The sequence below is a fragment of the Spirillospora sp. NBC_01491 genome, from assembly GCF_036227065.1.
Classification (GTDB): Bacteria; Actinomycetota; Actinomycetes; order Streptosporangiales; family Streptosporangiaceae; genus Spirillospora; species Spirillospora xylanilytica.
Genome location: NZ_CP109432.1, coordinates 689,792 through 703,230 on the forward strand (window position 1 = coordinate 689,792; position 13,439 = coordinate 703,230).

Genomic DNA, 13,439 nt, shown 5'->3' on the forward strand with positions numbered 1-13,439 from the left:
GGCCGCGCGGTCGGCGATGCTGGTGCCATGAGCTTCCCCAACGACGCCGCGACGCCGCCGTTCACCCGCATCAAGGTCCGCGTCGGCGCCCTGGTGTTCTGCGGCGACGAGGTCGCCCTGATCCGCCGCGACCGGCCCGGATCGGTCCACTACACCCCGCCCGGCGGCAACGTCGAGCACGGCGAGGACCTGCTCGCCGCCCTGCGGCGCGAACTGGCCGAGGAACTCGGCCTGGCCCCCTCCCAGGCCCGCGAGCCGGAGCTGCTGTGGGTGGTCGACCAGATGGTCTCCCGTCCCGGGGCCACTCCCCCGCCGCGCAAGCTGCACCTGATCTACCGGCTCCACGTCACCCCCGAGATCCGCGCCGGACTCGCCACCGAGGAGTACGACGAGGTCCCCGGCGGCCACGAGATCGGCCTGATCCAGTGGATCGACCACCGCTCGGCCCGGCGCTCGCCGCGCTCCCCCGCCCGCGCGCCGCGCTCGCCGACGCGGCCCTGCCCGCCGTGACCGACGACAACTACGTGTGGGTGTGACCGCTCGACCGCCCCGGGGATCCGGGCGCCCACGGCGTCGCCGCGAGCGGCGGGCATCGCACGCTCCGGCCCCGGTCAGGTGGCGCGTGCGAGGGCGGCGGCGAGATCGCCGAGGTACCGGGAGACCGGGCCCAGAGTGAGAAGGCCGCTGCCCGCGCCCGCCAGTTCCGCCGCGGCGGGCGCCAGCTCGCGGCGCGCGCGCTCCATCGCCGCCCTGTCGCCGACGGCGATGGCCGCCCGCGCGATGAGGCACCACAGGGCCTCGAGCAGCAGGTCGCGGGGCGGATCGGGGACGTCGCGCAGCGCCCCGGCGGCCTCGGCCGGACGGTCCTGGGCCAGCAGCACCAAGGGGCGGGCCCAGGGCCGGTAGGGGCCCCAGTCGACGCGGTCGTCGGTGGGGGCGGGCAGCCCGTGCTGCACGCGCAGGCCCAACAGGGCGAGCGGCAGCAGGCCGTGTTCCAGCCCGGGCATGCCGGCGCCGTCCAGCAGCGCGGCGGCGTCCCGGTAGGCCGCCTCGGCCACGGGCACGGACGCCCGCTCGGACGCGGCGAGCCGCAGCGCCCGGTACCACCGGGTGAACACTCCCACCAGCGGAAGCTCATGGTGCTCGGCGAGCGCGTCCGCGGCGTCCGCGTGCCGGTCGGCCCCCGGGAAGTCGGCGAGCGCGCTGCGGGCCTGGATCCGGACGAGGTGTCCGAGCACCTCGGAGGTGACCAGGCCGTGCCGGGCCGACAGCGCGACCAGCTCGGCGCCGATCCCGTCCCGGAGCGGAGCCGACCCCGCGCGTTGGAACGCCTGCATGAACACGCCGTTGAGGGCGAAGGCCAGCAGCGCGGGATCGTCCAGGCGGCGGGCGATCTCCTCGGCCCGGCGCGCGGCCTCGGGCCCCCGCGCCGAGCGGGTGCCGCGCGACTCCACGGCGATGGTGGCCAGCAGGCGGGCCCGCGCCGCCTCGTGCACCCCGGGCGGGACGCGGGCCAGGGTGCGTTCGGCCGCGGCCACGATCCGCGCCGCCTGCCGCGGGTCGTCCGACCGGGTCCAGATCGCCGGGACGTCGTAGGCGCCGATCACCCGGGCGGTCAGTTCGGCGTCGCCCAGCTCCTCGGCCGCGGCGATGGCCGCCAGGCGGTGCCGGCGCGCGGCCTCCAGGCCGGTCCCCCCGGTCACCGCGAGATTGCGCAGCAGGCCGACCGTCGACTCGAGCCGGGCCCGGGACCCCGAGCTCACGGTCCGGTCGTAGACGGCGGCCGTCTGCGCCCACACCCGGGCCGCCGCCCCGTCCGGCCCGGACGCGGGGTCGAGGTGGCCGGCGTGGTGGAGGATGTCGCTCTCCAGGCGGCGGAGCGCCGGGCCCGGATCGGCGCCGAGCTGCTCGACCAGCAGCGTGCGCGCGCGGCGCAGGACGGCGAGCGCGTCGCCCTGGCGGCCGGTGCGGTAGAGCGCGAGGGCCAGCAGCCGCCAGGCGTCCTCGCGCCAGGGGTGCTCGGCCACGTGCGCGTCCAGGTCCGGCACCGCCTCGGCGGCCAGGCCGAGGGCCAGCCGCGTCCCGGCCCGGCGCTCGACGGCGTGCAGCCGGAGTTCGGCCAGGCGGGAGCGTTCCGTGCGGGCCCACGGCTGGTCGGCGAACTCGGCGTAGGCGGGCCCCCGCCACCAGCCGAGCGCCTCGGTGAGCCGGTCGAGCCCGTCCTCGGGGGGCAGCGTCGCGGCGGCGGTCACCGCCTGCTCGAACCGCCAGGCGTCCACCGCGTCAGGCTCGGCGTGCAGCGCGTACCCCGGCCCCTGCGTGACCAGCAGCCGGGCGGGCGTACGGGGCGGACGCCCGGGTTCCAGCGCGCGGCGCAGCGCGGCCACGAAGGTGCGCACCGCGCCCACCGCCCCGGGAGGCGGATCGTCCCACAGATCCTCGATCAGCCCGGACAGCGGGACGACGCGGCGGCGGGCGATGATCAACCGGGCCAGCACCGCGCGGTGCCGCGGCCCCTTCAGGGCGATCGCGTTCCCGGCACCGTCCCAGGCCGTCACCGGTCCGAGCACCCCGAACACGATCGGCACCCCTCGACCGTCCTTCCCGGCGCGTTCCCCATGGTCACGGTAGCGCGCTGACCGGATGCTCATTCGCGCCGGGCAGGCTGGAGGCGACCGGACAACAAATGGAAGGGCCGAGCCATGACATCGACCATCGCCGACTTCGAATACCGGCGCGTCCCCGTCGCCGACGGCGTGTCCCTGAACGTTGCCGTCGGAGGGACGGGCAGCCCGATCGTGCTGCTGCACGGCTTCCCGCAGACCCACCTGATGTGGCGGCACGTCGCCGCCGACCTGGCGTCCGACCACACCGTCATCTGCCCCGACCTGCGCGGATACGGCGCCAGCGACAAGCCGGCGGAGACCGACGGCACCACCTACGCCAAGCGCACCATGGCCGCCGACATCGTCGCCCTGGCCCGCGCCCTGGGCCACGACCGCTTCGCGCTGGCCGGGCACGACCGCGGCGCCCTGGTCGCGTTCCGCGCCGGCCTCGACCACCCCGGCGCGATCACCCATCTGGCCTGCCTCGACGTGCTGCCCACCCTGGACATGTGGGAGGTGATGCACGGCACCACCGCCGCCGTCGGCTTCCACCTGTACCTGATGGCCCAGCCGCCGGGCCTGCCCGAGCGGATGATCGCCGCCGGCGCGGACGCCTTCTTCGGTCACTTCCTCGACATCTGGGCCAACGACCCCGCGGCGATCCCCGCCGACGTCCGCGCCGTCTACCTGGATGCGTCCCGCGAGGCCGTCCCCTCGATCGTGGCCGACTACCGCGCCTCCGCCGGCATCGACGTCGAGCACGACAAGGCCGACCTGGAGGCCGGCAACCGGCTGCGGATGCCGGTCGCCGTCCTCCAGCAGGACTGGGGCGCCGCCCTCGGCTTCGACGCCGCGGCGCTGTGGAGCGCCTGGGCGCCCGACCTGCGGCACACCGGCGTCACCTGCGGCCACTTCATGGCGGAGGAGGCCCCCGCCGACATCGCCAAGGCCCTTCGGGACCTGCTCGCCCGCTGACCCCCAGCGTCAGCGAAGGCGGGTCGCGGTGACCGTCACCGTGGCATAGCGCATCGCGACGTTGCCCCCGATCGCGTCGATGGCGGCGCCGACGCCCGCCAGCACCTCTGCCAGCGTGGCCGGCGGGAGCCGGGTGTGGCCGCCGGTGGTGGGCAGCTGGTCCAGCCACTTCGCCGACTTCGACGCCTTCCTCGCCGAACTCGTACTGGACCGCGTCGCCCGGATCGACGGCCAGGCCGCCGCCCTGCGCGACTCCGCCGGGACCGGCACCGTCGCCGGCAACCTCACCGGCGCCCTGACGGACCTGTTCGAGTCGGTCGCCGTGGCGATCGTCAGCCTCGTCACCTCCCGGGACGACCTGCGCGCCCGGCTCCGCCAGACCACGCCGGCCGGCATCCCGGTACTGACGGAGGCCACGGCCATGATCGCCTCCTACCTCACCGCCGAGCGCGAACTGGGCCGCATCACGGCGGACGCCGACATCGCGACCCTCGCCCCCATGCTGATCGGGACCGGGCACCTGCTCTTCGCCGACCGGAAGTCCGCCCCGCCGGACGCCGGAGCCGTCCTCAAAGCCGTGACGGCGGCCACCGCCGGCGTCACGCCGACGACCGAGCCGGCATGACCGACCTGGGTCGAAGGGCCTACCGGCCACCGCTCCGGACGAGCCGCAGTATCCGCTCGGCCGGACCAGGGAACAGCGCGCTGGTGATGAACACGGCGAACGACACCGGCACGATGAGGATCAGACCGGTCAGGGGGTAGTCGACCACGGCCCTCCATCACCGGCCTGCCACAGGATGAGGAATGAGGCGACCGGATGCTGAGAAGCACGATCGACCTGCGCCCGACAGACGAACTGAGCGCGAGCATGCCGGCGACCACGGCTGGTGCGGCAAGCATGTCTGGATCCGACGGTGGCGTGGGTCGCCCGCGCTCGCCGGCGTCGCCCGGTGCTCGTCGAACTGCAGCGAGAACGCGAACGGCTCACCGACGGCGTGACCGGCCTCCTGAACGCCCGCGACGCTCTGGACACCGTCATCGGGGCCGGCCCACAGGCCGACACCGCCCGTCCATCGTCCAGGTCATGAGCTCGCCCGCCCGGCGGTCCCGGTGAGGTGGCCGAGGAACGCGAGCGTCCGGGCGACCTGATCGGGCGAACCGAACGGCACGGCGATGAACTCGGTCGCACTCGCGTCCGCGAAACGGCGAAGCTCCTTCTCCACCTCGCGCTCGGCGCCGACGGTCGCGACATCCGCACCGCCGCCCGCGCCTTCCATCTCGAGCAGCGCCCGGTAGCGCGGCACCATGCCGACGCCTGCGAAGTGAGCGGCGATCCGGTTCCGCGTGCCCGCGGGGTCGTCGGTGACGGCGATGGGGAGGTTGACGAGGACGCGCGGCGCAGGCCGTCCGGCGGCGTCGGCCGCGGCGGTGACGCGCGGGGTGATGTGCGTCGCGACCGTCCGCACCCCGGTCCAGATGGCGACGGTTCCGTCGGCGAGTTCACCCGCGATGCGCAGCATCACCGGCCCCAACGCGGCCAGGAGCACGGACGGCGGCTGCGCGCCGGGCGTCGGGACCTGCCCGACGACATGGTGGACGTCGCCGCGGAACTCCACCTGTTCGCCGCGCAGCAGCGGCATCAAGGAGCTCAGGTATTCACGGGTGTGCTGGGCGGGACGCTCGAAGCTCAGCCCCAGTGACGCCTCGACGTGCTGCCTGTGACCTGGCCCGATGCCGAGCGTGAGCCGGTTTCCGATGGCGGCCTGCACGCTCAGGGCCTGGCCGGCCAGTGCCAGCGGATGACGCGGATAGGTGGTGACCACGGCCGTTCCCAGCGGGAGGTCCGGCACGGCCAGACCGGCGACGGTCACGGCCGTGAGCGCGTCGAAGGTGCGCCGCTCCGCCCACCAGGCGCCATCGAGCCCGAGGTCAGCGGCGCGCCGGACTTCGGCGACGGTCTCGTCGAGCGTCCGGGGGCGGTCGATACCGATGCCGACGTTCGTGCTGATGCGCATTCGCCCTCCTTGATCAGATGCTGCGGGCCGCACGGTGCGCGGCTGAGGGGGCGTGCCGCCGGCGGGCCATGGCGGCGGGCGGCACGCCCCGTCAAGGACGCCGGGTCAGGCGGCCACCGCGGTCAGCGAACGATGGTGCTTCGGGGTCTCGATCTCGTCGACGAGCGCGACCGCCAAGTCCGCGTAGGAGAACCCGGACGCGCCTTCACCGGCGGGCAGTACCTGGCCACCGCCGGTCCGGTACCGGCCGGTCCGCGGCGCCTCGTCGTCCAGGACGACGGGCGGCGGGGCGAGCACCAGCCAGTCGATCTCGGCCCCGGCGGTGCGGAGCGCGTCGAGTCCAGCCGCATGCCCGAGGGAGAAGGCCCGTCCCTCCTCAGGGAAACCGGGGGTGTCATGGACCGGCACTCCGGGCGCGGCCTCCAGCATGGTGCCGATCCCGATCCAGAGCAGCCGGCCGACTCCCGCACGGGGCAGGCCGCTCGACAGAGCGTGCGCGGCGCTCACGTAGAACTCGTCAGAGGCCATGTCGAGCCGGGCCGCGGCGTTGATCGCCGCGTCGTGCCCCGAGGCGACCGCCGCGACGCTGTCCGCGCGGGTGACGTCGCCGGATACCACGGTCACGCCGTCACCGGCCAGACTCCGGTGCTTGGCCGCGTCGCGCACGACCGCGGTGACCTGATGGCCGCGGGCGACGGCCTCGGTGACCGCGTGCCGGCCCGCGCGCCCGCCCGCTCCGAAGATGACGACCTTGCTCATGAGGGATCCCTTCGACAAGGCCGGCTCGAAGCCGGCCGATGCCGCGGACGCTAACCCGTGGACCCTTGGTTTCCGCAAAGATAGTTACGTACTCTCGCGAGAGTGAGTCAACCACTCGATCCCGAGATGTTCGCAGGATGCGTCCGCGCCACCCCTCCCATCCGGATCGGCGACAAATGGACCGCGAAGGTTATCAGGTGCCTGGAGAGCGGCCCCCGGCGCTTCTCCGAGCTGAAGGTCCCGCTGCGCGGCATCACGCCGAAGGTGTTGACCGAGACGCTGCGGGCGATGCAGCGGGACGCCCTGATCACCCGTACCGCCTACCCCGAGATGCCCCCACGGGTCGAGTACGAACTGACCTCGCTGGGCCGGACGCTCCTCACGCCGATGGCCGCCTTCTGCGACTGGACCGAGGCGCATCTGCCCGAGTTGCTCGACGCCCGAGATGCCTACGAGGACCACATCCTCGCGCCGCCGCCGTCCGCCCGACCCCCCGCGCGGTGAACCCGGCGCGTGCCCGCTCGTCGTCGCGTAGGCCGTCCCGTCAGAGGTCGGCGTCCGACGGGGGCTCGGCGAAGACGCCGGCGGACGCGGCGAGGGCGGCGGTCCTGGCCGCGTGGTCGGGCAGGTGCGGGTCGAGTGGCGTCTGAAGAAGCACCAGCTCGTGGTAGAGCGGCGCGGTGGCGGCGATGAGCAGTCTCCGCGCGTCGGTGTGCGGCGGGAGTTCGCCGCGCCGGACGGCCCGGCTGACGACGATCTCGCAGCGCGTGTACCGGTCCTCCCAGAGCCGCCGCTGCGCGCGGGCGGCCACGTCGGAGCGGAACGAGGCGGCGATCAGGGCCGCGGCGATCGACGGCCGGGCGGTCAGGGCCTCCTGGATCTCGTGGTTCAGGGCCGCGAGGTCGCCTTGCAGGGAGCCGGTGTCCCGGGGGCGCCAGTCGTCGTCGCCCGCCGCGTCGTAGACGTCGGCGAGCAGGCCGCCGACGTCCCCCCAGCGCCGGTACACCGTGGTGCGGTGCACGCCCGCGCGGGCCGCGACGGCGTCCACGGTGAGCTGGTCATAGCCGTGTTCGCCGAGCTCCGCGCGGACCGCGTCGAGGACCTGCGTGCGGATGCGGGTGGTACGGCCGCCAGGTCGACGCAGGGGCGGAGGCGCCGGTCGGTCGTCCTCCGGCCGTGGCGCTGCGGGAGTCATCGTCGAGATTCCGTTTGCTTAGGGGGCGGCGTCGTGCCAGCATCTTAACGCAGCAGTTGTCGCACTAGTGGAGTCTCGTATCATGATGCCGCCCGTTCCCGCCGACCCGACCGTGGTGCATCCGATACCCGGGCAGCCGCGCGTGGTGCTGCTGAAACCCCTGGTCACCTCTCCCCTGATCGAGGTCGGGGAGTTCTCCTACTATGACGACCCCGATGATCCGACCGCGTTCGAGACCCGCAACGTGCTGTACCACTACGGGCCGCAGAAGCTGGTCATCGGGAAGTTCTGCGCGCTGGGCGAGGGCGTGCGCTTCATCATGGACGGCGCCAACCACCGCATGGACGGCCCCTCGACGTTCCCCTTCCCGATCATGGGCGGTTCCTGGGCCGAGCACTTCGACCTCATCACCGGCCTGCCCGGACGGGGCGACACCCGGGTGGGCAACGACGTCTGGCTCGGATACCGGGCCCTGGTGATGCCCGGCGTCCGCATCGGCGACGGAGCGATCGTCGCCTCCGGTGCCGTGGTCGTCGACGACGTCCCCGACTACGGCGTCGTCGGCGGCAACCCGGCCCGGCTCATCCGCCGCCGCTACAGCGACGAGGACGTCAGCCGCCTTCTGGCCCTGGCCTGGTGGGACTGGCCGCTCCAGCACATCACCGAGCACGTCCGCACGATCATGTCCGGCAGCGTCGACGACCTCGAGGCCGCGGCACCCGAACGGCGGTAGCGCCACGTCAAGGCGGAGGGCGGTCCGTATTTCGCCGAGACCGCCCGCGCCCCGCCATTCCCCGACGGACTCGAGCCGCCCTCCTCATGAGCATGAAGACCTTCGAGCTACAGGCGAAAGCGCCACTCGTCGCCGTTCAACAGGCCGTGAACGCGCTGCTGTGGACTGAGGCCGAGATGGTGTTCGAGACGTCCGCGCTTCTCCCCGACCCCGACGAGGTCCTCCAGCACCTGGAGCTGCGCACGTTCGTCCTCTGCGAGGACGGCGACTGGACGGTCGTCACCGGCCACCACTCCGGCGAGTGGCACCGCGACACGGGCGGCCACCTCTCGGCCGACCTACAGACCACCGTGCTGACCGGTTGGTACCACGAGGGCAACCTCACGCACGGCTGGACGGCCCATGAGAACGGCGACCGCATCGGCGGGCACGACTGGGTGGACACTTCCACGGCCGGACCGGCGACCGAAGACTCCTGGCCGGACCACGGCTTCGCCACCTGGGGCCGTTCCTACACCCACACTCCACTTTGGTGGGCCATGAGGACGCAGCCTCATATCGTCCTCATCGCCGCCGAGAGCCTCGACTGTCCCGCCTACCTGTACGACCTCTGATCCCGCGCGAGGTGAGCCCGGACGCGGCTCCGCCCAGGCGCAGCGAGCCGGACTCACAGGCGCCGCCCATTCTGGCTGATCGCGGTCAGGCCGCCCAGCGGAGGGCGGGCCCGTCACACCGGGCGTTCGAAGCGGGACTGGCGGCGGGCGACACCGGCCCGGAGGGTCTGGCCGAGGGCGTAGGCGGGTGAGCGGTCGAGGCTCTCGCGGTCTTCGTCGTAGCGGCGGGTGGTGTTGGGGTTGGCGTGGCCGAGGAAGTCCTGGACCACGTGCAGTGCGTGGCTGCCGAGGAGGAGGGTGGCCACGCCGTGACGGATGCTGTGCGGGGACAACTGGTCGGCGCCCTGGACGTCGGCCGCCGCAGCAATGCGTCGCACCAGCCTGAAGACATACGGCTGGTCGATATGCCGCCCGGTCCTGGTGGCGAAGAGCGGCGCGTCGCCGGGAAGGGGGCCGCCGGGCCCGGCGGTGTCCTCGGCCCGCTGCTCGAGGTAGTCGTCGATGGCCTCGCTGGCCAGCGGGGGCAGCACGAACCGCTTGGTCTTGCCGCCCTTGACGGGCAGGTCGATGGTCCGGTGTCCGGAATCGTGGCCGAGGCTGCCGACCGTTGTGTCGGTGACGGAGCCGACCCGGCAGCCGGTGGAGAACATCACGGCCAGCAGGGCGTAGGTCCGCGCGGATTCCCGGGCCTTGGCGCAGGCCAGCATCCTTTCCATGTCGTCGGCGGAGATGCCGCGGGTGGAGGAGTACTGGTCGACCCGCGGCCGGTCCATGCCCGGGCCGAAGGGATTGCGTGCGGCCAGTCCGGCGCGGTGCAGGTAGGCGTACCAGGAGCTGACGGCCGAGAGCCGCCGCGCCCGGGTGGCGTCCTTCAGGCCCTGCGCGCGCAGCGCCGCGGCGTACAGGTCGGCCTCGACATGGCTGACGTCGGTCGGGTCCAGGCCGCGCGCGGCGACCCAGGTGATCCACCAGGCCACCTCCCGGATGTAGCCGGCCTGCGTGGCCGGAGAGGAGCGGCGTTCGCCCTGAAGCCAGGTCCCGGTCGTGGTCCCCATCTCACGCAGGACCCGCTCGGGCAGCCCGGCGCCGGCGCTGCGCAGCAGGTCGGCCAACTGCTGCGGAGTACGGGCCGGAGCCCGTCCGCGCAGGACCACTACCCCCGCCGCCGGCGCGCCGAGGGTGGACACCATGGTTCCCGGCCCGGCGGCGCCGAACCCCGGCCGACGGTCCGGCTCCTGCTGCGGACCTTGGTGCACGGGCGACTGCGGGGACAGGAGTGGTACCTGGGCGGACACCTCTGAATCCGCCCCTGGGGGCCTGGTGGGCAGGTTCATCGTGTCCTTCCGCGGTGGGACGCTGCGCCGGGTGCACATGATCCGGCATGAGCCCACCGGGTTCGGCGAGCCCGGACCGCCTGGCGCCGGCCGGCGCCCATGTGTCGATCGAACGGTACTCCTGCTGACGGCGGCGGTCGTTGCAGGCGTCCCTGCACAGCGTCGGGACGGCCGTGGATCACCTTTGGGGCTGATCCACGGCCGTGTCGGGACTCCGTCCGGGCGCGGCTCGGTCAGGAGGTCAGGAGCTTGGCGCGCAGGGCGGCGATCGTGGCGTCGTCGAGCTCGAGGCCCTGCTTGACGTAGGCGTCGAAGCTGCCGTAGAGGTCGTCGGCCTCGTCGAAGGCGGCGCGGAGCCAGGCGATCTGCACCGCGTCGTCCCTGCCGAGGTAGGTGTTGCTGGCCAGGTAGTCGGCTTCGACGGTGGCGCGGGGGACGCCGAGGATGGTCAGCAGGACGGCGGTGCCCCACCCGGTGCGGTCCTTGCCGGAGCTGCAATGGAAGACCGTGGCGCCGTTGTTGGCCGCGGTGGCGTTGAGCAGGTCGCGGTAGGCGCGGTCGGCGCCGGTGAAGTTGACCATGAACGGGTAGCCGATGCTCTGGCCGAGATCGGAGGAGCCGCTCAGCAGTCCCGCGAGCAGTGCCTCGGCCAGGGTCATCAGCGCGGGGTCGTGGAACTTGACGCCGTGGGTCAGGTCGGCCACATCAGCGACCTGGTACCGGACTCCGGCGGGTAGCCGGTCGGGGTCGTCGCGGCGTTCGCTGATGTTGCGCAGATCGACGTCCAGGGTGATCCCGAGGTCGGTCATGCGCTGCTGGTCGGCCGGGGTCGTGGACGAGAGCTTGTTGGAGCGGTAGACCATGCCCGTGCGGACCCAGTGGCCGTCGGTGGTGCGGTAGCCGCCGACGTCGCGGAAGTTGCGCGCCGTCTCGATGCCGGCCGACCGCTCGGCCACGATGAGGGGCCGGCCCTGGTCGGGGGTGAGCCGGAAGTACCAGCGGGCCGCGGCGGGCAGGCGTCCGGCGGGGACGGTCAGTTGCCCGTTGCCGGGGCCGCTGCCCACCTCGCTCCCGCCCTGGGTGGCGTCGGGGTCGGTGAAGGCGGTGACGTTCACCGCGGTGGCCGGTGAGGCCCAGGTGATCAGGTGGCTCCCGTCGGCTGCGCGTTCGGCCCGCGCCTCGACGAACGGGATGTCGGCGACAGCGCCGGCCGACGGGCCGGCCGGGCGGGCCGCGACGGCGGCGTGCGCCGGGGCGGCGGTGATGGCTCCGGCCCCGCTCACCAGTGAGGCGGCCAGGAGTACGCGGGGCAGGCGGGCGCGGGACGGGGGGGTGCGCATGGCGGTCCTTTGGCGGGTGGTGAGGGGGTCCGGGGGCAGTCCTGTTGCCGAGGAAAGGGATCTGATTGGTGTTGCTGAAATAATCCAGAAAAGGAGGGATTCATTCAATTGTTGGACAAATCAGAGTCGATCGGGAGATGTTGTTCCGGGAGACAAGCGGCGGTCCGCCGCCAGTTCGGGGCCCGGGTCGAGGTGTCCGGTGGTGCGGACACCCAGACCAGGCTCATCGGTTTCATCGGCCGGGACCCGTTCTGGTCGGGCGGTAAGCCGTCCACTGGAATCCGGGGCGGGCCCGCCGACCGCGGGCTGGGCCGCTCGTCCGCTCTTCCTTCGCTGTCCGTGAACGCATGGGGTAAATGGGCACAAGCCCACTTATGGTGGACGCGTGATCACTCCACCGTCTGGCCCTGAGGGGGACTCCGAGACCGGAACCGGGGGCGACGAGCGGGCGCGGGCATCGCATCTCCAGCGGCAGGTCGCCGAGGGATTCGGTGCTGACGCCGGCCGCTACGACCGGGCCAGGCCCACCTATCCCGTCGACCTGGTGGAGCGCGTCATCGCCGCCAGCCCGGGAAGCGACGTCCTCGACGTCGGGTGCGGCACCGGCATCTCCGCCCGGCTGTTCGCGGCGGCAGGCTGCCAGGTGCTCGGCGTGGATCCCGACCCGCGAATGGCCGAGCTGGCCAGGCGCGGCGGGACCGAGACGGAGGTCGCGAAGTTCGAGGACTGGGACCCGGCCGGCCGCACGTTCGACACGGTCGTCGCCGCGCAGGCCTGGCACTGGGTGGACCCGGTCGCGGGCGCGGCGAAAGCCGCCGCGGTGCTGCGCCCCGGCGGCAGGCTGGCGGTGTTCTGGAACGCCTTCGACCCGCCGAAGGACCTGCGCGAGGCGTTCGCCGGGGTCTTCCGCCGGGTGCTGCCGGACTCGGCACCTGCCGGCTTCTGGGCGAGGCCTGCCGTCGACACCTACCGGGCCGGATGCGCGAGGGTGGCCGACGTGATCCGGCAGGCGGGGACGTTCGGCGAGCCGGAAGAATGGCTGTCCTCCTGGGAGCGGCCCTACACCCGGGACGAGTGGCTGGACCTGGTCCCCACCACCGGCGGCTTCACCCGGCACCCCGAGGCCGTCCAGCAGGAACTCCTCGACGGCCTCGGTGCCGCCGTCGACGCGGCAGGCGGCACCTTCACCATGTCCTGCACGACGATCGCCGCCACCGCCGCCCGGCTGGCCTCTTAGCGAACCGGAGCCGTCCGTCCTCGCCCTGGGCGGTCTGACCGCGCGCAATGCTTGAATCTGTGGATCGGCGGGGAAGGGCGTACCTTCCCGGAGCACTCAGCAGGTTCTCCAAGCAGGCCGATGCCCGCCGAAGCGGTGCAGGCCGAGGTCGACGCCTACATCGCCCGGTTCGCCGGAAGGCCGGCCGAGTCACAATGTCCAACCATACTGAGGGAGTACTGATGAACAGTGACATGCCCCAGTCCGCCCAGCACATCGCGACGCGCTACTTCGAGATGTGGAACACCGGCGACCCCTCGATCGCCGATGAGATCCTCAGCCCCGATTGGATCGACCACGCCCACCCTGAAGTGACCGGTCCGCACCACGTGCGGCAGGCCGTCGAACGGATCCGCACAGCACAACCGGACCTGCGGTTCCAGATCGATTCCATCCTCGGCGACAGCGACTTGGTGGCCATCGTCGGCAGCGCCGGCCACGGACCACAAGACAACCCGACCACCACCCGCCTGGTCTGGCTCATCCGAGTGCAGGACGGCCGGCTCGCCGAGATGTGGACTTACCGCGACGCCACCAAGTGATCAAGATTCAGAGCGTCCACAGGAATCGACGATCGCTCCTCGACATG

15 protein-coding genes are annotated in these 13,439 nt (G+C 73.0%); 8 read left to right on the forward strand and 7 right to left on the reverse strand.

What is annotated here, in order from left to right:
* The first annotated feature begins 27 nt into the window (after positions 1-27).
* Positions 28-510, forward strand: a complete 483-nt coding sequence (locus OHA34_RS03385; protein WP_329520661.1) for an NUDIX hydrolase — start codon at positions 28-30, stop codon at positions 508-510.
* Positions 511-611: 101 nt separating this feature from the next.
* Here the strand turns inward: OHA34_RS03385 and OHA34_RS03390 are convergent, their stop codons facing one another.
* Complete coding sequence (locus OHA34_RS03390) at positions 612-2,588, reverse strand: AfsR/SARP family transcriptional regulator (RefSeq protein ID WP_329520662.1); 1,977 nt, start codon at positions 2,586-2,588, stop codon at positions 612-614.
* 114 nt (positions 2,589-2,702) lie between these two features.
* Here OHA34_RS03390 and OHA34_RS03395 point away from each other — a divergent pair, with 114 nt between their 5' ends.
* Positions 2,703-3,581, forward strand: a complete 879-nt coding sequence (locus OHA34_RS03395) for an alpha/beta fold hydrolase (protein WP_329520663.1) — start codon at positions 2,703-2,705, stop codon at positions 3,579-3,581.
* Positions 3,582-3,696: 115 nt separating this feature from the next.
* Positions 3,697-4,206, forward strand: coding sequence for a TetR/AcrR family transcriptional regulator (locus OHA34_RS03400; RefSeq protein WP_329520664.1), 510 nt, complete (start codon positions 3,697-3,699; stop codon positions 4,204-4,206).
* 19 nt (positions 4,207-4,225) lie between these two features.
* Here OHA34_RS03400 and OHA34_RS03405 read toward each other — a convergent pair whose 3' ends face one another.
* The 3 genes from OHA34_RS03405 to OHA34_RS03415 all read right to left on the reverse strand — a co-directional run bounded on the left by OHA34_RS03405 (position 4,226) and on the right by OHA34_RS03415 (position 6,358).
* Positions 4,226-4,354 (reverse strand): hypothetical protein, encoded by a 129-nt coding sequence (locus tag OHA34_RS03405; protein ID WP_329520665.1) that lies wholly within the window; start codon positions 4,352-4,354, stop codon positions 4,226-4,228.
* A 312-nt stretch (positions 4,355-4,666) separates the two neighbouring features.
* On the reverse strand, positions 4,667-5,599 hold the full coding sequence (locus tag OHA34_RS03410; protein WP_329520666.1) for a TIGR03564 family F420-dependent LLM class oxidoreductase: 933 nt from the start codon (positions 5,597-5,599) through the stop codon (positions 4,667-4,669).
* Positions 5,600-5,704: 105 nt separating this feature from the next.
* Entirely contained in the window at positions 5,705-6,358 is a 654-nt protein-coding gene (locus tag OHA34_RS03415) for an NAD(P)-dependent oxidoreductase (protein ID WP_329520667.1), read from the reverse strand.
* A 102-nt stretch (positions 6,359-6,460) separates the two neighbouring features.
* Here OHA34_RS03415 and OHA34_RS03420 point away from each other — a divergent pair, with 102 nt between their 5' ends.
* Positions 6,461-6,862 carry a winged helix-turn-helix transcriptional regulator gene (locus OHA34_RS03420; protein ID WP_285943408.1) on the forward strand — a complete coding sequence of 134 codons (402 nt, stop codon included), beginning with the start codon at positions 6,461-6,463 and terminating at the stop codon, positions 6,860-6,862.
* 40 nt (positions 6,863-6,902) lie between these two features.
* Here OHA34_RS03420 and OHA34_RS03425 read toward each other — a convergent pair whose 3' ends face one another.
* Complete coding sequence (locus tag OHA34_RS03425; RefSeq protein WP_329520668.1) at positions 6,903-7,553, reverse strand: TetR/AcrR family transcriptional regulator; 651 nt, start codon at positions 7,551-7,553, stop codon at positions 6,903-6,905.
* Between the two features lie 67 nt (positions 7,554-7,620).
* Between OHA34_RS03425 and OHA34_RS03430 the strand changes: the two genes are divergently transcribed.
* Both OHA34_RS03430 and OHA34_RS03435 read left to right on the forward strand, forming a co-directional pair.
* The gene (locus OHA34_RS03430; RefSeq protein ID WP_432763097.1) at positions 7,621-8,286 is read left to right on the forward strand and encodes a CatB-related O-acetyltransferase; all 666 of its coding nucleotides are present in this window, start codon (positions 7,621-7,623) and stop codon (positions 8,284-8,286) included.
* Positions 8,287-8,378: 92 nt separating this feature from the next.
* A complete protein-coding gene (locus OHA34_RS03435) occupies positions 8,379-8,900 on the forward strand; it encodes a hypothetical protein (RefSeq protein WP_285943405.1) in 522 nt (173 codons plus the stop codon).
* Positions 8,901-9,013: 113 nt separating this feature from the next.
* Here OHA34_RS03435 and OHA34_RS03440 read toward each other — a convergent pair whose 3' ends face one another.
* Positions 9,014-10,195 (reverse strand): tyrosine-type recombinase/integrase, encoded by a 1,182-nt coding sequence (locus OHA34_RS03440; RefSeq protein ID WP_329520669.1) that lies wholly within the window; start codon positions 10,193-10,195, stop codon positions 9,014-9,016.
* 272 nt (positions 10,196-10,467) lie between these two features.
* On the reverse strand, positions 10,468-11,574 hold the full coding sequence (locus OHA34_RS03445) for a tyrosine-protein phosphatase (RefSeq protein ID WP_329520670.1): 1,107 nt from the start codon (positions 11,572-11,574) through the stop codon (positions 10,468-10,470).
* A gap of 385 nt (positions 11,575-11,959) precedes the next feature.
* Between OHA34_RS03445 and OHA34_RS03450 the strand changes: the two genes are divergently transcribed.
* Positions 11,960-12,811 (forward strand): class I SAM-dependent methyltransferase, encoded by an 852-nt coding sequence (locus tag OHA34_RS03450; protein WP_285943402.1) that lies wholly within the window; start codon positions 11,960-11,962, stop codon positions 12,809-12,811.
* Positions 12,812-13,032: 221 nt separating this feature from the next.
* On the forward strand, positions 13,033-13,392 hold the full coding sequence (locus OHA34_RS03455; protein ID WP_285943401.1) for an ester cyclase: 360 nt from the start codon (positions 13,033-13,035) through the stop codon (positions 13,390-13,392).
* Positions 13,393-13,439: the final 47 nt, after the last annotated feature.